Source organism: Eubacteriaceae bacterium Marseille-Q4139 (assembly GCA_018223415.1).
Taxonomy (GTDB): Bacteria; Bacillota; Clostridia; order Lachnospirales; family Lachnospiraceae; genus CABSIM01.
The window spans coordinates 2,548,021-2,568,356 of record JAGTTQ010000001.1 but is presented as its reverse complement, the minus strand read 5'-3'; the positions used below and the strand labels follow the sequence as shown (position 1 = coordinate 2,568,356).

The 20,336-nt window shown below is 54.4% G+C and carries 18 protein-coding genes; 3 read left to right on the top strand and 15 right to left on the bottom strand.

Annotated elements, in window-relative coordinates; translation table 11 throughout:
* Positions 1–34: 34 nt before the first annotated feature.
* The 10 genes from KE531_12075 to KE531_12030 all read right to left on the bottom strand — a co-directional run bounded on the left by KE531_12075 (position 35) and on the right by KE531_12030 (position 12,100).
* Positions 35–1,117 (bottom strand): N-acetylmuramoyl-L-alanine amidase, encoded by a 1,083-nt coding sequence (locus KE531_12075; GenBank protein MBR9954339.1) that lies wholly within the window; start codon positions 1,115–1,117, stop codon positions 35–37.
* A gap of 216 nt (positions 1,118–1,333) precedes the next feature.
* A complete protein-coding gene (locus tag KE531_12070) occupies positions 1,334–1,564 on the bottom strand; it encodes a hypothetical protein (GenBank protein MBR9954338.1) in 231 nt (76 codons plus the stop codon).
* A 334-nt stretch (positions 1,565–1,898) separates the two neighbouring features.
* Positions 1,899–2,612 (bottom strand): pyruvate formate lyase-activating protein, encoded by a 714-nt coding sequence (gene pflA / locus KE531_12065; GenBank protein MBR9954337.1) that lies wholly within the window; start codon positions 2,610–2,612, stop codon positions 1,899–1,901.
* Positions 2,612–4,840 carry a formate C-acetyltransferase gene (pflB, locus tag KE531_12060; protein MBR9954336.1) on the bottom strand — a complete coding sequence of 743 codons (2,229 nt, stop codon included), beginning with the start codon at positions 4,838–4,840 and terminating at the stop codon, positions 2,612–2,614. Before pflB ends, pflA begins: the two co-directional genes overlap by 1 nt.
* 349 nt (positions 4,841–5,189) lie before the next feature.
* Entirely contained in the window at positions 5,190–5,711 is a 522-nt protein-coding gene (locus KE531_12055) for a hypothetical protein (GenBank protein ID MBR9954335.1), read from the bottom strand.
* A gap of 106 nt (positions 5,712–5,817) precedes the next feature.
* Complete coding sequence (locus KE531_12050; GenBank protein MBR9954334.1) at positions 5,818–7,608, bottom strand: SH3 domain-containing protein; 1,791 nt, start codon at positions 7,606–7,608, stop codon at positions 5,818–5,820.
* A 197-nt stretch (positions 7,609–7,805) separates the two neighbouring features.
* Complete coding sequence (locus KE531_12045) at positions 7,806–8,606, bottom strand: tyrosine-type recombinase/integrase (protein ID MBR9954333.1); 801 nt, start codon at positions 8,604–8,606, stop codon at positions 7,806–7,808.
* A gap of 264 nt (positions 8,607–8,870) precedes the next feature.
* Entirely contained in the window at positions 8,871–9,815 is a 945-nt protein-coding gene (locus KE531_12040; GenBank protein MBR9954332.1) for a DUF1177 domain-containing protein, read from the bottom strand.
* A gap of 24 nt (positions 9,816–9,839) precedes the next feature.
* Positions 9,840–10,811 carry a TAXI family TRAP transporter solute-binding subunit gene (locus KE531_12035; GenBank protein MBR9954331.1) on the bottom strand — a complete coding sequence of 324 codons (972 nt, stop codon included), beginning with the start codon at positions 10,809–10,811 and terminating at the stop codon, positions 9,840–9,842.
* Complete coding sequence (locus KE531_12030; GenBank protein MBR9954330.1) at positions 10,808–12,100, bottom strand: galactokinase; 1,293 nt, start codon at positions 12,098–12,100, stop codon at positions 10,808–10,810. The genes KE531_12035 and KE531_12030 overlap by 4 nt, the downstream gene beginning before the upstream one ends.
* A gap of 108 nt (positions 12,101–12,208) precedes the next feature.
* On the opposite strand from KE531_12030, the gene KE531_12025 reads away from it, so the two are divergent.
* A complete protein-coding gene (locus tag KE531_12025) occupies positions 12,209–13,144 on the top strand; it encodes a TIGR01212 family radical SAM protein (GenBank protein ID MBR9954329.1) in 936 nt (311 codons plus the stop codon).
* Positions 13,145–13,239: 95 nt separating this feature from the next.
* Here KE531_12025 and KE531_12020 read toward each other — a convergent pair whose 3' ends face one another.
* The 3 genes from KE531_12020 to htpG form a co-directional block, all read right to left on the bottom strand.
* Positions 13,240–14,076: a DegV family protein gene (locus tag KE531_12020; protein MBR9954328.1), complete on the bottom strand. Its 837-nt coding sequence runs from the start codon at positions 14,074–14,076 to the stop codon at positions 13,240–13,242.
* Between the two features lie 98 nt (positions 14,077–14,174).
* Positions 14,175–15,143 (bottom strand): CPBP family intramembrane metalloprotease, encoded by a 969-nt coding sequence (locus KE531_12015; GenBank protein MBR9954327.1) that lies wholly within the window; start codon positions 15,141–15,143, stop codon positions 14,175–14,177.
* A 61-nt stretch (positions 15,144–15,204) separates the two neighbouring features.
* The gene (htpG, locus tag KE531_12010; protein ID MBR9954326.1) at positions 15,205–17,217 is read right to left on the bottom strand and encodes a molecular chaperone HtpG; all 2,013 of its coding nucleotides are present in this window, start codon (positions 17,215–17,217) and stop codon (positions 15,205–15,207) included.
* A 277-nt stretch (positions 17,218–17,494) separates the two neighbouring features.
* Here htpG and KE531_12005 point away from each other — a divergent pair, with 277 nt between their 5' ends.
* Entirely contained in the window at positions 17,495–17,941 is a 447-nt protein-coding gene (locus KE531_12005; GenBank protein ID MBR9954325.1) for a hypothetical protein, read from the top strand.
* 7 nt (positions 17,942–17,948) lie between these two features.
* Positions 17,949–18,815: a hypothetical protein gene (locus tag KE531_12000; protein MBR9954324.1), complete on the top strand. Its 867-nt coding sequence runs from the start codon at positions 17,949–17,951 to the stop codon at positions 18,813–18,815.
* Here KE531_12000 and KE531_11995 read toward each other — a convergent pair.
* Both KE531_11995 and KE531_11990 read right to left on the bottom strand, forming a co-directional pair.
* Positions 18,810–19,007 (bottom strand): hypothetical protein, encoded by a 198-nt coding sequence (locus KE531_11995; protein ID MBR9954323.1) that lies wholly within the window; start codon positions 19,005–19,007, stop codon positions 18,810–18,812. The genes KE531_12000 and KE531_11995 overlap by 6 nt on opposite strands.
* 67 nt (positions 19,008–19,074) lie before the next feature.
* Positions 19,075–20,289, bottom strand: coding sequence for an MFS transporter (locus tag KE531_11990; GenBank protein MBR9954322.1), 1,215 nt, complete (start codon positions 20,287–20,289; stop codon positions 19,075–19,077).
* Positions 20,290–20,336 lie beyond the last annotated feature (47 nt).

The window sequence follows — 20,336 nt, the reverse complement described above, 5'->3', positions numbered from 1 at the left end:
CCGGAAAACCGGCGTATGTTCCATTTCTAATTCCCTAATATCCAAAAAAGCTGTTGATTCCGCTGATAAGCCCGTCTGCCAGGCGGCCGAGCACAGCCTCCGAATGATCCGATGCCTTGTCTCCAAGCTCAATGTCCACGCTTGGCACGGTGGAGTAGGACGTCTGAGTCAGATCCATTTCCATGCTGCCGGAGGAAAAGATTTTGTTTCCGGCTCCGCGCAGGCCTTCGATCAGGCAGTTCCCCAGCTGGTTGTGGGACTGCCAGTGGGAAGCGACCGGCTCCATGGCACGGTAGCTGCTGTTGTTTGGCACGCTCATATAAAAGCAGCCCTTGTCGCTTGAGGTGGAATCCCAGTGGAGCGCGATGTGGCAGTCGGCGTACTCATTTGCAAGGACGGTCCGCGCCACGTTGTCAAGCTGGACGTCCTCCCCCTCGCGGATCATCAGCACATCATAGCCCTCTGCCAGAAGCTTGTCCCGCAGAATCTTTGCCATGGCAAGCGTCACCTGGCTTTCCGGCGTCCCGTCTGAAAAAGTCATGCCGGAAGAGACGGCCACGGCCGTTGTGGCGCCGGCTCCCGTCGTGCCTCCCGTTACTTTAGGAGAACCGTCCGGATGGCACAGCGTCTTTACGGAGCTTCCGCCCTTTGTGCCATGCCCGGCGTTGACACAGACCGTTTTGTCCTTCCTGTTTTCGCTGCCGTTATGGTAATAAATGGCCTTCCCGCTGTTGATTTTTGAAAAAGACGCGTAGGGCGCATCGCTTTTCAGCTCTGCCTCCCAGGTTTCATCCACGTAAGGGCTCTCCGCCGGCGTCTGGGACACTCCCGCCGCCAGGCTTTTCGGTGCCTCTGCCGAAAGGTACCGGCTCGCCGCGTAGAAGCTGTTTTCTCCCACCAGGATCCGGCTCCACTCGCCTTCGTTTACCTCCCGCTCCACCTTCGTCCCGCGGGCAAGATTTCCCACAACGGGGCTCTCCATGGACGGGCCGCTCCTGTAATTTAAGCTGCTGGCATCCACGTAAACCGTATCTGCCATGGCTGTCTGTACAAAGCAGGCGGCCAGGAGAAGGCTGGCTCCCAGGACTCGCCCGGTTATATTGTTCCGCTTCCTCATATGTATTCCCTTCCTTTTCTGTCATACCGCAGTCCGGCCGCAAAATTCTTCCGGTGTCTGGATTGGATTGATGCGGCCATGGTGCCTCCGGCGGATTTTAGCGCCCGGCTTTCCGCGGTGAACGCGGAAACCGGTATGCGCAGGTATAATGTCCGCTATGCGGCCATTATACCACACTCACCTCCAAAAAACACCGGAAGAATCTTTACATTTCCCTTACACCGCAGCCTGTTCCACCATGTTCCGCAGCTCGTTCACAGAAAGGTTTTTCTCCTTCATCATCGCCGAGAGCTCCGCAATCTCGAGCTGTTCCATCTCCGCCTCCAGCTCTTTTTTCTCATTTTTAAGCTGTTCCAGGCACTGACTGTACTGGGCGATGGCCTCCTCCACGGAGTTCAGCTTTTCTGTCAGTTTTTCCTTCGGACTCTTTCTTACGCCTCTTGCCATGTTCATCTCCCATTTCTTTTTCCGCTGCCCGCGGAAATTACTGTCGGCCGCCGTCCCGTTTGCGGGCAGGCTTTGCCTTTTGCTTACATATGCAACAGTTCAGCCATGCCATTCATAATTGACCGAGCAAAGCGAGGAATACTTCTTGAACGTCCGTTCAAGAAGGTGCAAACTCTGGCCGTCAAATTATTCATGTTGGGCGCTCACCATATAGAACCATTTAGCAAAATACTGCTTAGTGAGCAAGCTCCCACGCAGCATTTTGCCAAATGGTTCTGCATGGCTGAACTGTTACTACAATATATGGAGATTGTCCGTAAAATATAACAGAAAATTAAATTTTTTCCAAAAGTGCCTGCCACTCTGCCGCTTCCATGGGCTCTGTCCCGGCTAAGGGGAAGGGAATCCCGAGGCGCTCATACTTTTCCACGCACATATTATGGAAAGGAAGAAACTCCAGCCGCTCAAGGTTCGGCAGGGAGCCGGCAAACTCTTTCACAGCCCGAAGATATGCCTCGTTTGCCGTAAGCCCCGGCACTGCCACGTGACGGATCCACAGAGGGATTCCAAGCTCCGCCGTCAGCGAAAGAAACGCCTTCGTCTTTTCAAAGCTTCCATGGCAGAAGCTTTTATACTCCCCCTCCGACAGGAATTTCACATCCGCCAGGACAAGGTCCGTCTCCTTTAAAACCTCACGCGCCGCCAGAAGATCCCCGGCCCCCGACGTATCAAGGGCCGTATGGATCCCGCGTTCATGGAGCATGGAAAACAGGGCCTTCACAAACTCCGGCTGGGAGAGCGGCTCCCCGCCGGACACGGTCACGCCGCCGCCCCGCTTCCAGTATGGGGCAAACCGCAGAAGCCGCGAAAAAACCTCGCCGGCCTCCGTCCTCGTGCCCTCCGAAAATTCCCAGGTATCGGGATTATGGCAGTAGGCGCACCGGAGCGGGCAGCCCTGAAGGAACACGACGCTTCTCATTCCCGGCCCGTCCACGGCCCCCAGGCTCTGCACCGAGTGGACGCGCCCGCAAACCTTCGCCGCTTCCATTATACGCCGGTATGGAAGGTTCTGCGGATGACCTCCCGCTGCTGCTCCCTGGAAAGCTTATAAAAATTCACGGCATAGCCCGAAACGCGGATCGTCAGGTTCGGGTACTTGTCGGGATTCTCATAGGCATCAAGAAGCGTCTCCCGGTTCATCACATTGACATTTAAGTGGTGGGCGCCCTGTCCGAAATACCCTTCTAAAATCTGCACCAGGTTGGAAAGCCGCTCTTTTTCGGATTTCCCAAGAGCATCCGGCACAATGGAGAACGTGTTGGAGATCCCGTCCCGGCACGTATCATAAGACAGCTTTGCCACCGAATTTAAGGAAGCAAGGGCGCCGCTCCGATCCCGCCCCGACATGGGGTTTGCGCCCGGCGCTAACGGCTCGCCCTTCTTTCTTCCGTCCGGCGTGCTTCCGGTCTTTTTCCCGTACATAACATTGGAAGTAATCGTCAGTACCGACAGCGTATGGACAGCACCGCGGTACAGCTCATTTTTCTTTAAGGACTCATAGAACTTCTTCATCTGCTCGCAGGCGATGGCATCCACCCGGTCATCATCGTTTCCGAAGGCCGGATATTCGCCCTCGATCTCAAACTCCGTCACAAGCCCCGTCTCCTTGTTCCTGACACAGCGCACCTTCGCATATTTTATGGCCGAAAGCGAATCCGCCATACAGCTCATGCCGGCCACGCCGAAGGCCATGAGCCGTCTCACCTCCGGGTCATGGAGCGCCATCTGGCATTTTTCGTATGCGTATTTGTCATGCATGTAGTGGATGATGTTCATCGTGTCCGCGTAAGTGGCCGCCAGCCAGTCCCGGTAGACATCCATCCGCTCCATGAGCCGGTCATAGTCCAGGTATTCGTCCTCCCAGACAGGCATTTCAGGCCCCACCTGGATGTTTTTATTCTCATCACGTCCGCCGTTGATGGAAAGGAGCACCAGCTTTGCAAGGTTCGCCCTGGCGCCGAAAAACTGCATGTCCTTCCCTACCCGCATGGCGGAAACGCAGCAGGCGATGGCGTAGTCGTCGCCATAATGGGGCCGCATGACATCGTCGTTTTCATACTGGATGGAATCTGTGTCGCAGGACACCTTCGCCACGTACTGCTTCCAACTCTCCGGGAGCTTATCCGACCAGAGCACCGTCAGATTCGGCTCTGCCGACGGCTTTAAGTTATAAAGCGTATGCAGGATCCGGAACGAGGTCTTCGTCACCATGTGGCGGCCGTCCTCGCCGACGCCGCCGATGGCTTCGGTAATCCACATGGGGTCGCCGCCGAACAGCTCGTTGTACTGGGGCGTCCGAAGGTGCCTTGCAAGGCGGAGCTTTAAAACGAAATCATCCATGATCTCCTGGGCTTCCTCCTCCGTGAGCCGGCCGGCCTTTAAATCCCGCTCAAAATAGATATCTAAGAAAGTGCTGGTGCGCCCCAGGCTCATGGCCGCGCCGTTCTGCTCCTTGATGGCCGCAAGATACCCGAAATAAAGCCACTGCACGGCCTCCTTGGCCGTCTCTGCCGGCCCGGAAATGTCATAGCCGTAGAGGGCTGCCATCTCCTTCATCGACTTTAACGCCTCGATCTGATCGTGAAGCTCCTCCAAAAGCCGGATCGTCTCCTCGCTCATGCGCCGTTTTCCAATGGCAAGACGGTCCTTTTCCCGTTCCTCAATCAGCCGGTCCATGCCGTAAAGGGCCACGCGCCTGTAATCGCCGATGATCCGGCCGCGCCCGTAGGCGTCCGGAAGGCCCGTAATCATCCCGGCGCTCCTTGCCGCCCGGATTTCCGGCGTATAAACAGAAAAAACGCCGTCGTTGTGGGTCTTATGGTACCGGAACTCGGTCTCCAGCTCTTCATCCACCTGGTATCCGTACTCTTCACATGCCTCCCGCACCATCCGCATGCCGCCGAAGGGATTGCAGGCTCTCTTTAAGGGCTCATCAGTCTGGAGGCCCACGATGATGTCGCGTTCCCTGTCCAGATAGCCGGGGCCGAACGCCGTCGGAGTGATGACGGTTTTCGTATCAGCCTTTAAAACGCCGCCGTTTTCCCGCTCTTTCTTTAAGAGGGCTTCAAAGGTGTCCAGCACCTTTTTCGTCCTCTCCGTCGGGCCTGCGAGGAATTCCTCCCCGCCGTCATACGGCGTATAGTTTTTCTGGATAAAATCGCGGACGTCGATGGCCTCCATCCAATGGCCGGCCTTAAAGTTTTCCCATGCTTTCATGATATGGTTCTCCTTTCAGTGAAAAGCACCGCGCTTCTGCCTGCTGCCCTTCCAAAACGTGACGGCCAAAAATGGGACATCGGCCGCACAGACAATAAAAGAAGGGCAGCACCGCAGCGTTTGCGGTACTGCCCAGACGGTCGGCATATTATGGATTCCTGCTCCCTGGTGGTTTTTGCCCACCTTCCCGTCAGTCACAGGAACCTTCTCGTTATGCTACATACCATACACGATTTCCTGACAAAAATCAATCCCTTTTTTAAAAAATCTGCAAGCGCGCTCCCGCACACCGAGCCGGGCGCGGCTGTTATAAAAGCCGTTTCCCTAAGCGCAGCCTGATTTTTCTTCATCACCCGCAGGTGCCGCAGCCTCCGGAGATGACAGCAGTTCCGGCGGCCGAGCAGTTCTGACAGCCAACCTGATAGCCGACACCGTAGCCGGCATTGTAGCCGCCGCTGTAACCGCTGTTGTAGCCGGCACTGCTTCCTGCCCGAAAGCCCCTGTTGTACGCCGTGTTCCACCAGGAATTCCCGCAGGAACAGTTATTCCAGTTCCAGCCCCAGCCCCAGTTCCCGCACCGGCAGCAGCGGTTTCCCCATGTGCCGCAGGAATTGCAGCCGTTCGGCCAGCAGGAATTCCACCGGGAGGAATTACAGCCGCATCTTGAGGAACCGCAGCCCGACTGGGAAGAGCCGCAGCCGCAGCCGCTTCCCGACGCCTGAGAAACACTGTTTCCCGAACCGCAGGGATCGCACCCGTTCCCGCAGGCAGCGGACGTATCCGCCAGAGAAGTACAGCAGGAATTATTGTTATTGTTCCGGCAGCAGCCACATCTGTTAAAACACCAATTATTACGACAGCAGATACCCATACTGATTGCTCCTTTTTCATACAAAATTAAGTTTGTACTATATCATATGGGACAACGGCCAAAACGTGCAAACAGGCTCTGCCGGAAGCGGCAGAGCCTGTCTTTTTTAGTCACCTAACACATTGACGATCTTCACTGGGCTTCTGTAATTCCATGTGGAAATCTTAATTCCTGTCTTCGCACTGGACGCGTGGCATACCTGCCCGTTTCCGATATAGAGGGCAACGTGGTTGATGGAACCGCTGCTGCCGCCGTAGAAGATCAGGTCGCCCGGCCTCATCTCACTGGAGGAGATACTCCGTCCGCAGTTGGCCTGCGCCGCCGAGTTATGCGGCAGGGAGATGCCAAAGTGCGCCATGACGGACATGGTAAATCCGGAGCAGTCCGCACCGTTTGTCAGGCTGGTTCCGCCCCATACATACGGGTTGCCCACGAACTGTACGGCATAGTTGGCAATCTGGGCACGCGTCGAGGACACGCTTCCTGCGCTGGAGCCTGCGCTCTGTCCGGAGGAGGAAGAGCCGCCGCTCGTCTTTCCGCCGGAGGAGCTGCTGCCGCCGCTTGAGGAAGAGCTGCCCTTGCTGCCCGACGAACCGGAGCTTCCGCCCGTGCTCTTTGTCTGCTCAACCACCGGCGTATAGGGGATCGCCTCGTTTAACGCATACTGCACATCCACGTAATCCGAGGAGATAAATGCATTGCTGTCATCGATCTCGATTTCCACCCATCCGTCCATCTGGCTCACTACCAGGAACTTCTCGGTATTGGAGATCTGCGTCCAGATACTGGACTCCGTATTCGGTTCGGAACGGACGTTGACGCCGTCGGTGTTGGCGATGGCCATCAGCTCTGCCACCTCAAGAGCCTTGTCCTTTGCGGCCTGGCCGGTCAGGATGTACTCCGACTTCACGTACCCGGTGATCTTCCCGGAACGGATCTTGTACCAGCCGTCCTCGGAAGTCTCCAGAATATCGCAGCCTGCATTGCTCGGGAGCTTTCCGATAATCTTTCCGTCCGACTCGCTCGGCTTGTTCCGGATATTCAGGTAATTCGTCACGTTGGACACGCCGAGATTATCATAAAGATTGAAGACGGTCGTCCTCATATCCTGTTTCTGCGCTTCGTTTAAGGCATAGCGGATTTCCACGTAATCCGAGGAGATATAGCCGTCCGCAATCTGGATCCAGCCTTCCTCTTCCCCGCGGATCTCGTACCGCTCGTTTTTTAAAACCTGGCCGACGATTTCGGCCTCCTGGCTCGGTTCCGAACGGACATTTAACTTGTCCACCTCCACGATGGCCCGCTCCTTCACATCTTCGGCCGCCTTTTCCTTCGCCTGGTCTCCCGTGTAAATATACTGGGAGCTGACATAGCCGGTAACGCCGCCGGAAGAAATTTTGTACCAGCCCTCCGTCGACGTGTCGATGATCTCACATGCACCGCCAGCCGGCAGCTTCCCGATCACCTCGCCGAAGGCCTCCGGCGTCTTCCGCACATTCAGGTAGCCGGACACGCCGGCGATACCCAGATTGGCATATCCGTCCAGGACGGACTTCACGGCTGCCTCCTGCTCCTTCTCCTGGATCTCTTCCTCCGAAAGGGTCGTCTCCAGCACGATGGTCTGTGGCTCTGAGGGCTCCGTCTCCACCGGCGCCGTCGTCTCAAGGGACGCGGCCACGGTTTCTACCTTTATTGTCCCGGCCCCGCCGGCGCTTTTTCCGATTAGCGTCCCGATCACGGCCACAGCCGAAACCACCACAATAGCGGCTCCTGCCGCTGCCAGATACTTGGGATAATTTCCGAGCTCTTTTTTCTTCTTTATCTTTTTCAGCCTTTCGATATTGTCCTCGGGCTGAGCCTTTGTCTTTTTTTCCTTTACGTTCTCTTCATCCGCCATACTGTCTGTCTCCATTGCCCGCCGGGGGCGTATGATTTCTGTTCCTTTGCGTATCAGTAATTATTTTATCAAATCATGGTACTCCCTGTCAAATTATTTCCCCGGCTCCCGGCTCGTTATTTCTTTCAATTTTATTAACAAGTTCTGAAATTCCCGTCCTGCATGGAGACAGTTTCGCATGCGGGGCGGGAAACTTTCTACCAGCTCACCACATGGTCAACGATGGCCTGCTGTTCCGTACTCGTCCGTCTCAGATAGATCCGCGTCGTCTCGATGCTCTCATGCCCCATGAGATCCGCGAGCAGCGCGATGTCATTAAACCGCTCCAGAAAACTCTTTGCAAACCGATGTCTAAAGGAGTGGGGATAAATCACGGCCGTATCCAGGCCGTACCGCTGTGCCAGAACCTTTAACTGCCCGGCAATCCCCCTGGTGGTAATCCGCTTGCCCTGCTTATTCAAAAAGAGGAAACCGCTTGTCTGGCCTTTCTCCTCCAGCCAGGCAAGGGCCTCCTCCCTCAGCGCCTGCGGTATGTAGATCCTTCGGAGCTTGCCCCCTTTGGAATACAGATCCACATAGCCTGTATTCACATGCTCCGCCTTGATCTGTATCAGCTCGCTGACCCGCACGCCCGTAGCCGCCATGAAACGGACAACGAAATACCAGAACTGCTCTCCGTCCTGCCACAGACACGTTTTGAAGTATTCATAGTCCGCTTCGCTGATGACATTCTCCAGAAACGCCTTCTGCTGTACTTTCACAAACTGCATTTTCCACTCATCTCTCCCAATACTTTCCAGATAACAGTTCAATGCACGAAGCCGCAGGTTTACAGTTTTTGGCTTGTAATTCTCGATGAGCCAAACCTTGTATTCCCGCAGCTTCCTTTTTGTAACCGTATCGTACTGGCGATAATACTGCTTCACTGCAAAGCTGTATGAAGCAATCGTGTTCTCCGAGAGATTCGTCCCCCTTAGATACTGCTCAAACTTGTCCATATTCATTTTTGAAGTACCTCCTTTCAACACGATTTTAACAGACTTTTCAGCGTTTACCAGTCTTTTTTATTGTTTTTCGACATTTTACATCATTTTTGTATAATATTTACAGTTATCCGTAAAAATCAAACAATTGTGTCAGACAGCTCATTTTACGCAAAAAAATTGTGCATCTGGTGCACACTCAGGCCAGGGCACAGCCCCTCACGCAGGAAAGGGCAGCAGACATTGTCCCGTCTGCTGCCCATATGCGAACCTTTTGTCTTATTCTGCTTTCTTTCCAAGTGTCTGGAAATGTCCCATGGAGCCGTAAAGCGCCTGGATCCGTCCATACTCCTCTTCGTCGTAGAACTTTAATGCGCCTCTTCCAAATTCCTTTGCCGCCTCCAGCATGAACCTGGCCGCGTCCTCCAGATCCTCCAGATGGATGGCGCCCGTCGCACAGCCGGCCACCGCCGTCTCCGTGGTGATCGCCACGCCTACCACCGGCGCTTTCGTCGCCGTCGCCGGCTGAAGGATGCTGTTTAAGTGGTAAAGCCCGTTGCCGTATGGCGTGATGTCCTGCTGGGTCAGGGCAAAAACATGGGGAAGCTTTCCCGTGGTCGACTGCATGACGTCGAGAAGATCCTCGCTGACCCTTAAAATATAGCCCTCCTTCACCGTCGGGGAAATGGCAAAGCCCCTGTGGTTGATGATCCGGTTCCCTTTTGTGGTATCCACCACCAGGACGGCATCCAGGGAATCCGTCACTTCTTCCTGATTCACCTGCCACGTCTCCACCGGCGAATTCATGAACGGCACCGGCTCGTGGGGCGTCGTCGGCGCATCAGGGCACACATGGGTGGAAATGAACACATCGCCCTCCAGGAAGTCGCCTTTGTTCTGCATATCGAGAAGCTTTGCCGCAATGGCAAGGGCCGTGATGGCCCCGTCGCCGTCCGACACAAAGCCAATCTTTTCCGGTCTCGCGCCGAGTCCGCCGAGACGGCCTAAAATACCGATGGTACCTGCCGTGCCGCCGGAAGACTTCCCGTTTTTCCCTGGGATCAGGACGCGCACCATGTCCGTGTGGCCCTTCGGCCCTTCAAGCGGATACGTCTCCACTCTGCACTCCGGACGGATGCCCTCCAGATACGCCTTCACCTGGGCGCCGGACGCCTCCGCGCTGTCTAAGATGTCAAACAACTCAATAAACTGCTTGTACAACATAACGAACCCCTCCTAATACATGATTTATTTTAAATATCCGGTTTCCCGATAATATGCCTCCGCGCCCTCATGGAGCGGAATGGGAAGCTCCTTGCACAGGGCCTCCTTATCGGCCGCCGCCCAAAGCCAGGGCTCCGCGGCCGCAATGGCATCTCCCTTTATGTCCAGCGCCATGGCCGTCTGGTACGCCAGCTCATCTTCCATGTCTGCGCGCACGCATAAGAGAACCTTCATACCGAAGGTCTGTACGTCCTCTTTCTGGCCCGCATACGTCCCGGCCGGAAGATGCGCGCCGCAGTACCATGGATACGCTCCCACAAGCTCCTGGACGGTTTCCGCCTCATAAGGCAAAATCCGAACGGTTCCGTCCGCAACGGCCGCCTCTTGCCCGGCCATGGGCGCCAGGTCAAAGCCGTGGGCCGCATCTGCGCTTCCCTCTGCCGCCGCAGCCGTCCCTTTTCCGATTCCGGCCGCCCAAAGCTCCGTATTTTCCCCGTCGATTCCCAGGACAGAAAACAGGCAGGCCGATGCCTCCGCCGTCATGGACGCCTCGTCCCCGACAGCCAGGCACTTCCCCGGAAGGTCAGAAACCGCCTCTATTCCCGTCTCCTCGCCTGCCGTCCACACCGACACATACATGCCGACGGCGCCGATGGCCCGTAATTCCTCCATGGGCGCGCCCTCGTAAGCGCCAAGGCCGTAAAAGGCGTCGTAGGCCGTCTTTCCGGAGACTAGCCCCATGGAGAGGGTTCGTTCCTTAAGCCCCAAAATCTGGAGCGGGTCGCCCTTCGTCTCCTCTGCGGCCGCCCTGGCCCCGGCAATCGTCCCATTCACCGCGTCTGCCACGGCCATTCCCGTCCGGTACATGCGGCTCCCCTCTTCGGAAGCCCCGATGGCAAGGGGGATGGTTTCTTCTTCTCCCGGCCGCTCACATGCCGAAAGGCAGAGCGAAAGGGCAGCCGCCAGGAAAAGGCCTCTTAAAAATTGCATCCTCACGGCTTAATATACCCGTCCACGCAGACGGCGCCGTAAGGCCGGATGCTCATCCGGTACGCGCTTCCCTCGCCCATGGCATGTTCGATGTAGGAAATGTACTCGTCCGCAATCCCGTTCGGCACAATCGCCATGATAACGCCGGCAAAGCCGCCGCCGTGGACGCGGCAGGCGCCGCAGCCCTTCTTTGCAAGGAACAGCTCCGTCAGAGCAAGGGCCGTCGTGATGCCCTGTTCCTCGCTTCCGCTCACATAACAGTTCTGGAGCCACTTCCAGGAGGAATTGCCGGAGGCGGTGATCTCCTTTAAGAAGTCGCCAAACCGGTTCTCCTTCAGGGCGGCCACCTCAGCCTCGACCCGCTTATTCTCCTCAAAGAAATGGAGGGCGCGGAGCACGGCCCGGTCGCCGGCAGCCTTTCGGACTTCCTTGATACTTCCGAGGACGTCTTCCTCGGAAATCTCGGCACACACCTCTTTTCCGAAGAAAGCGGCCACCTTTTTCATCTCGTTGGGGATCGAGGAATACTCTTCGCTCAAATCCGCATGCCCCTTTCCCGTCTGGACGATAATCAGGCTGTGATCCTGGGCGCCGAAATCATAGTCAATCTTTTCCACAACCGGCTTTAAGGGATCCTTAAAATCAATGGTAATCATGCCGCCCACGGCACAGGCCATCTGATCGAGAAGGCCGGAGCCCTTGTTCCAGAACTTGTTTTCCGCATATTTCCCCACATGGGCATAGGTGACGACGTCGATGGCGCCGCCGTTGAAAAAGGCGTTCACCATGGAACAGATTAACATCTCATAGGCTGCCGAAGAGCTGACACCGGCCGCGCTGATGACATTGCTCGTTATGTAGGCGTCGAAGCCGCCGACCGCATATCCCATCTCTTTAAAACCGGCCAGCATGCCCTTCGTCAGGTCGATGGTTCCGGCCATCTTCTCGCTGGGCGAAAGGTCGCTTAAACGGATCGTAAATCTCTGGTTGTAGGTCTCGCTGACAATGTTTACCTCGTCCGTGCCGTTTGCAGCCGCAGCGCCGACGCAGTCTAAGTTGATGCTGCCGGCTAACACCTTTCCGTGGTTGTGATCCGTGTGGTTCCCGCTGATCTCCGTCCGCCCCGCCGATGTGAACAGGCTGATATCCGTTTCGTCAAAGGTCTCCGTAAACTTTTCCAGCACATGAACGTACCGCTCCCTGTTGGCCTCCGCTCCCTGGGCGCCGTACATCTTTTCAAAAAAGGCCGATGCCTTCCCGCCATTCAGGCATTCCAAAAGCTCTCTCTTCTCCATTTTGATTCTCCTTTATATTTCAGGCACTTGAAAACTAATCTTTTTTCATTATATAATACCTTTTATCGGCCAGCAATACAAACTTTCTCTGAGAAGGTGGGAAAATCAATGAAACAGACCTGGAACGGGAAGCCGTATCATTCCCTGGATTTCCATTTGAAAGAGACCTTCGGAAAAAAAGTCTATAAGCTCTCCTTAGACGGCGGCATGACCTGCCCCAACCGGGACGGGACAGCCGGAAGCGGCGGCTGCATTTTTTGCAGCGCAGGCGGCTCCGGCGACTTTGCCGCGCCCCGCACTGCGTCCGTAAAGGAGCAGGCAAAAGCGGCCAAAGCGCTCGTGGCAGGCAAAATAAAAGGCGATGCCTCCTACATCGCCTACTTCCAGTCCTACACCAATACCTACGCCCCGCTTCCGTACCTTCGCGCCCTCTTTACCGAGGCCATGGCGCTTCCCGACGTCTGTGCCCTCTCCGTCGCCACCAGGCCCGACTGCCTGCCGCCGGAAACCATTGCACTCCTTAATGAGCTGTCTCAGAAAAAGCCGGTCTGGATCGAGCTGGGCCTCCAGACCATCCATGAAAAAACGGCGGAATTCATCCGCCGCGGCTATTCCTTAGACGTCTTCGAGGACGCATACGGGCGGTTAAAAGCGGCCGGAATCCCGGTCATCATCCATGTGATCCTCGGCCTTCCGGGCGAAACCCGGGAGGACATGCTAAAAACCGTCCGTTATCTGGCCGGGAAACGGGTCGACGGCATCAAGCTCCAGCTTCTTCACGTATTAAAGGGGACAGATCTCTTCCCCCTCTATGAGTCCGGCGCCTTCCGAACACTGGAAATGGACGAATACTTCGCCCTGGCCGGGGACTGCTTAAAGCTCCTTCCGCCGGAAACCGTCGTCCACCGGCTCACCGGCGACGGGCCCAAGCGCCTTCTGGCCGCCCCTTTATGGAGCGCCGACAAAAAGAAGGTTTTAAACGGGCTCCACCGGTATCTGAAGGAAAACGGGATTTTTCAGGGCATGGAATATGATGAGGCATAACGGGTGTGTTCCGATGCCCGAGCGCGGCTGGCTGGGAACGCGCGCACCCTGGCGCCGCCATGAAAAAGCAGACGTCCGAAAACGTCTGCCTTTTTTTACAACACCACAATTACGCCGCCGTCATTTGCATACACTGTCGCAAGGCCGCCTGTCTCCGTAATCAGCACTTCGCGGAATTTCGCCATGGAACAGAGCTTTTCTTTCACATACTCCGCCCGCTCCGGCGCGTTGCAATGGGAAATCACCAGCCGCTTGGAGGCCGTGTCCCCGCCGTTTTTTATCATGATCTCCGCCATCTTCTGAAGGGCCTTCTGGATGCCGCGGGCCTGATCTAACTTGATGATGACGCCCTTTTCGGCGCTCATGACCGGCTTGATATTTAACTTCGTCGCAAAAAACGCCTGAAGCCCCGTCAAACGTCCGTTCTTTCTCAGGGTATCCAGCGTCTCCAGAACAAAGTATGTTTTCATCTCATCCCGGTACGCCAGTGCCCGCTTCTCCACTTCCTCGAAGGGGAGTCCCTGCTCACAGAGCTCTTTAATTAAGAGGGCAATGCTCATCTGCCCGCTGGAAGCCGACTCGGAATTGATGACGGCGATGTTCTTCTTCCCGTATTCCTCCTCGTAGAGGGTTTTCGCAAGGACGGCGCTGTTGTAGCTTCCGCTTAAGGGGCCGGAAATCGTGATGACGAAGACGTTTTCCTCCTCACAGTGGTACGCCTCCTTAAACATCTCCGGCGACGGACACGCCGTCTTCGGGCATTCCGGGCATTCTTTTACGATCTTTAAAAATTCCTTCTGGTTGAAGCTCTCGTCGTCGATAAACTGCTTATCCCCCACCATCAGGGTAAACGGAATCATCTCAAAATGACTGTCCTTTTTCAGATCTTCGGTCAAATCCAGACAACTGTCGCCAATAATCTTATACCGCATCTTCTTCCTCCAGCACTTCTATTCTGTCACATTGAAAATCTTGTGACATAGTATCAATTACCATATATTATAGAGTGCAGGAAAGTGAAAGTCAATACTTAATACAGAAGATATAACATCATTTGGAACAGTCCGAAAGCCAGATAAAGCAGGAAGCCCACATTGAGCCACGCATACTTCCGCCAGGAGGGCGGCGCGGCTTCCGTCATGCCCATCCGCATGATGGCCTCCCGCCCGTAAAGCCAGATGCAGGTGACGGCGCCGCAGATCAAAAGGACGACGGACAGCAGTATCATAAGCCCATAGCCCACGAGCGGAATCACCAGGCCAGTCGATAAAAGAAGCTCTTCCCCGGCTAAAAGGATCACGGAATACGTATTCACCATCATATGAAGCATCACCGTATAACGGATCCGCCCTGTATAAACGGCCACGTAGCCGAACACGATGCCGATGGCGGCCGCATACAGAAACTGATTGAGGTTCCCATGCATCAGGCCGAAAAGAACTGCCGTAAACAGCACGGCCGTCCTGTCGCCGAACTTTCTGGCCCGCGAAAGAAGGACGCCGCGGAACAGAAGCTCCTCCATGAACGGGCCCAGAAGGCAGGTGTAAATCACCATGGACGGCGTGAGGACGCTCATCATGTCAGTCACTGGGTTCATCTCATCTGCCGGCTTTCCCGTAAAGAGCGACACGCCGCTGTTTATAAAGACCCCGGTGAGATTGAGAAGATAGCCAAGGCCAAGGGACATGACGAGGGCCGCCACAAAAATCCCCGGCGGCAGGCTGTCCTTCCACCGTTCCGCCTTCGGCATGCGCTTTAAAAGCGCCATGATAAGCAGGTAGGGAACCCCAAGCACGAACACATACTGCACCAGGGTATCCGTCCAGGGGGAAGCAAAAAGCCAGGAGAGCAGGCCGGATACGCCTGTTTCCTGGTTCCAGACCCGGTTCAGGACATACTCATAGAGGAGGCTCCCAAAAACCCTCAGAACCTCCAGAAGGCAGAGCGCCAATCCCAATCCGGCAAATGTTCTTCTGTACTCTTTTTTCGTAAATTCCATATGTTTTCCTTATCCAAAGACCCCGGGACGGCCGCCTGCCGCCCCGGGATCCCGAAACCATTTACTGTTCTCCAGCCATTTTGAGCATCAGCTCATTGCTTCTTGCGATGAATCCCGTCATCCGCTCTGGGGACAGGCTTCCGTGGGCTAACTTCGCCAGGTCATAAAGCTGTTCGCAGATTTTTCCTGTCAGCTCGCCGTCCTTATGTTCCAGGACGTATTTTACCAGGCTGTTGTTAGCATTTAAAACGAGTGTCTCCGCCGCCGGAAACATGTCGGCCCCGCCGCCGTACATGCTGTACATTTTCATCATTTCCTGCATCCTGCGGCTTTCCTCGGACACGGTAATCATCGAAGAGAGGGATGCATTTTTAAGCTTCTCCACCTTCACTTCCAGCTTGTCGTTTCCGAGCGCTTTCCGGAAAATTTCCGTCAGGGACTCCGTCTCCTTCTTCTCCTGCTCCTTGGCTTCCTCTGTCTCCTCGGACTTCTCCTTAAAGGTCTCATTCACGTCGGCGTCGATCCGCATGAATTTCACGCCCTCGTTCTTCTGCTCCAGATGGGTGATAAACGGCGAGTCGATGGCGTGAGGCAGGATGATGGCGTCAAGGTTTGCCTCCTTAAACATGTTGATGTACTGGCTCTGCTCTTTTTCGTCCGTCACATAGAAAATCTGGTTCTCATGGCCTTTTTCCTTGTTGGCCTCCAGGCAGTCCTTCAAGGTCAGGTACTTGCCCTCCAGGTTCTTAAAGATGACGTAGTCATTCATCTTCTCGGCGAATTTCTCATCCTTTAAGCAGCCGAATTTGATGAACGGGTTGATATCGTCCCAGTATTTCTCATAGGTCTCCCGGTCGGTCTTGCACATGCCGGTCAGCTTGTCGGCCACCTTCTTCGTGATGTAGTCGGAAATCTTCTTCACGAAGCCGTCGTTCTGAAGGGCGCTTCTCGACACGTTAAGCGGCAGATCCGGGCAGTCGATGACGCCCTTTAAGAGCATTAAGAACTCCGGAATAACCTCTTTGATGTTGTCGGCGATGAACACCTGGCTGTTGTAGAGCTTGATCTTTCCCTCGATGCTCTCATATTCCATGTTGATCTTCGGGAAATACAGGATGCCTTTTAAGTTGAACGGATAATCCATGTTCAGGTGGATCCAGAATAACGGCTCCTTGAAGTCTAAAAATACCTTCCGGTAGAACTCCTTATACTCCTCCTCGGTGCACTCGTTGGGGTGCTTGTTCCAGAGCGGATGAATGTCGTTTAAGGGCTCCGGGCGTTTTAAAATCTTATATTTTTCCGTAGCCGGGGAGATCTCCACCGTCTCCTTCGTCCCGTCCTCGTTTTCCTTTTCCTCGGTCTTCGCTTCTTCCACGATGGTCTCGACGATGGTGTCCTTCTCCGTCAGCTCGTCCTTTTCGATGGTCTCATACTCCGGCTCCGCCGTCTCGTCGTTTAAATAGATTTCCACCGGCATGAAGGCACAGTATTTCTCGATGACCTCGCGGGCGCGGTACAGGTTGGAGAACTCGGTGCTGTCGTCGTTTAAGTACAGGGTGATGGTGGTTCCGACGGTGTCCTTGTCCCCGTCCGTCATCTCATACTCGCTTCCGCCTTCGGACTCCCAGTGAACGGCTTTCGCATCCGGGCGGCAGGAAAGGGTGTCGATGGTTACGCGGTCAGCCACCATGAACGCCGAATAGAAGCCGAGGCCGAAGTGGCCGATAATCTGGTCTTCATTGGCTTTGTCCTTATACTTGTTTAAGAAATCCTGGGCGCCGGAAAAGGCGATCTGGTTGATGTACTCGTCAACCTCCTCCTCAGTCATTCCAAGGCCGTTGTCCGTCACCTTGATGGTCTTGTCCGTAGGGTTCACCGTCACCTGGATCTTGTACTCCGTCTGTTCCGGCTCCTCGTACTCTCCGATTAACGCCAGTTTCTTTAACTTCGTGATGGCATCACAGCCGTTGCTGATTAACTCACGGTAGAAAATATCGTGGTCGGAATACAGCCACTTTTTGATAATCGGAAAAATGTTCTCACTGTTGATGGAAAGGCTTCCCGTCTTTGCCATGGTAAATCACTCCTTCTATATATAAAGTATAAACAGAAATATTCCTCTGATTCCGCAGAAAACTCCCAAACCATCTGCGACATGGAATATTGTAATACCCTGGAAGGAAAATGTCAACAGAAATTTAGCACTCAGATTGGATGAGTGCTAATAAATCAGGCGGATGCGATCAATTTTTCTGTTCTGGCTTTTCAAATGAGGTTTACACCTGATGCCGGATTCGATACAATAGATGTAATCCCATGCAGGAAAATTTTTACCATGCGAGGTGTCCCATATGCCAATTTCCATCGGAATTTTTACGGCCAGGCAGTCCCTGGAAAATATCCGCACCGTCGATCAGGAGATGCGCCGCCGCTGCACTGTCACCTATTTTCCTTACGAATCCATGGCGGAGCTTGGAAAGCTCTATGAAAAAAACAGCCGGAAATTCGACGGGATCCTTTTCAGCGGGCCGATCCCGCGGGAGTATGTCCAGGAAAACATCGGCCCCATCCCGAAGCCGTCCCGCTGCATCGACCTGGAAAACCGGGATTTTTATCTGGCCGCGGCCCGGCTTTTTGCAGCAAATCCGGGGCTCGACTTCTCCCGCGTCTATTTTGACACCATCGTGGATCCCGCTGTTTTCCGCAATATTTTTGATTACGGCAATTACCCCCCCCCATTCACCAATCGGCCACACTCCGCTGGAACACCGGCGCTTCCTGCGCTCGCCCATCTATGAGCGTTCCATGGACATTTACCGGGCCCTCTGGAAGGAAAAGGTCTTTGATATCCTCGTGACCCGCTTTACCAACCTGGCCGAACAGCTTGAAAAGGAAGGGATTCCCCACGTCCTTCTGATGCCGTCCTCAGAGACCATCCTGGAACATTTCCATGCGCTCCTTGCCGACATCAAGGAATCCTTGCTCCAGAATTCCCTGGTGGCCTGCTGTATCGTAAAGGTTCCCGCAGAAAACCAGAGCCAGGAAACCTATGACCGGCTGAGAAAGGCCTTAGACGCCTTCTCCATGAAACACAGCCAGAACATCCTGATCCGGAAAAACGGCCCCTGCTTCGAGGTCACCACCTCCAGCATGGAAGTCAAAAGCCTCACCCAAAACTATACCCAATGCCTGCTTTCCAGCGAGCTTCACAAGGCTCTCCCGTTTCCTCCGGAACTGGGGTGGGGAATCGGCTTTGACATTGTGGCCGCCTACAAAAACGCAAAAAGAGCCCTGGCCGAATGCAGCCGGGACAAGCACCATTATACCTACCTCGTTACGGAATCTCAGGAGATGGTAGGGCCGTTAAACAGCAACCGCTCCATAAGCTACGGTCTCCAGCCGGATGCCCATGTATTTTCCCTGGCAAAATCCCTGGGAATCGCCGCCGTCAACTTAGAAAAGCTCATGTCCCTTCAAAAAACCAGGAACATGTACGAATTCACTTCCGGCGACCTGGTGTATTTTCTGGAAATCACCCCGCGCAGCGCCGCGCGCATTCTTTTAAAGCTGGCGGACGGCGGCCTGGCCCGCCCGGTCAGAACCGTCAACTTAAACGGCGCCGGGCGGCCTTCCACCGTCTATGAGATTGATTTTGGCCCGTTCCTTTCATGACGGAAGCTTTTTGACCTTCGCTTTTTCTGACAATCTCTCTTTTTGCCGTTCTTCTCTGTATTCGGCCTCCTGCGCCTGATCGCTTGTCAGATAAAAGCCCTTTTTTAGCCATCCTTTCGCCAGACAGACAAAGAAGGCTGTAAGCATCATAACGATCCAGATTTTTTCACAAAGCGCCGCAAATAGTTCCATATGAAATCTCCTTTCTGCCGCCATTTTTTTGGCGGCACTGTTTTTATGCCCGGAGATGAACCCCCGGTCACTTTTGGCAGATACGGCTGACTGCAAGGAGACTGGCCGTTGAAACCACGGACAGCACGAAACAGACGGCCCAGGCGGCAAAATAATTTCCACTGGCCTCATAGATGGCCGATAAAAGCGGAGTGCTCACCGCACTGACGACCATGGTAACGGTCGTCAGCTTCGCATAGATTTCGCTGTAATTTTTAACGCCGAAAACTCCCGACACCAGCGATGGCGCAGTGATGCTCTGGCAGGTGTTCCCGATTCCGTAGAACAGGGCGATAACGATCAGAAACGGTGCGCTGGACTTAAAAATGGAGATTGCCATAAGGAAATAAGAGCCGGCAATTCCAAGTGCACCGAACAAAATCCCGGCTCTCAAACCTCTTCTGTCAAAAAGCCGGCCCATGATCATCTTTGAAAAAATGCAGGCAAAATTATATAAGGAAATAATGAAGGCGCCGAACTGAGCATCGTATCCAAGTGACTGCACGTAAGAGGAAATATGGTACAGGGAACAGCCAATGAAGGAAATGCAGCCCATGCCCACGCAGATAAGCAGGAAGCGCACGTCTTTGAACAGTGACAAAAAATCCGCCTTCCCGCCGGCGGCTTCTGGTTCCTCCGCCCGAATCATCTCTTCATAGTGATCGGGATAATCGCGGATCAAAAGCAATGTCAGCGGAGCAAGCACCGCCACGGCAGTCAGGCCATAATAGCGGTAAGTCAGCCGCCAGCCAATGCTTTCGATCAGCGCTGCCAGGGGATTCGATAAAAGTACACCGCCAAGGCTGATTCCCACAAAAACGATGCTGGCTGCGAATGAACGGTTCTCTTTCGTGAACCACCTTGCCGTCAGAGCGGCAAAAGGCATCATTAACGCAAACGGGTTGAGCGCTGTCCGGATCAGTATGATCAGATAATAAATATGCACAGACGTCATGTAACTCTGCGCCACCATGGTTAGGCCAGTCCCCAGGACACCCATGAACATCAGCTTCCGGATGCTTTTCCGATCCATCAGTTTTCCGGCCAGAGGTGTGACGATCAGGCTTACAACTGTGCCATATGTAGATGCGAGGGTCAGCGTTGTTGTGCTGACCCCCATATCTTCTGTAATCGGTAATAAAAATATGGCCTGACTGCCTATGGTGCCGTAATGAAGAACCAGCATGCACAGCACTCCGTAGGCAACGATGATCCAGCCATAATTGACTTTCTTCTCAGCCATGAATTTATCTCCCTGAAAATCCGATTTTTTGCCCTATGTACAGACGC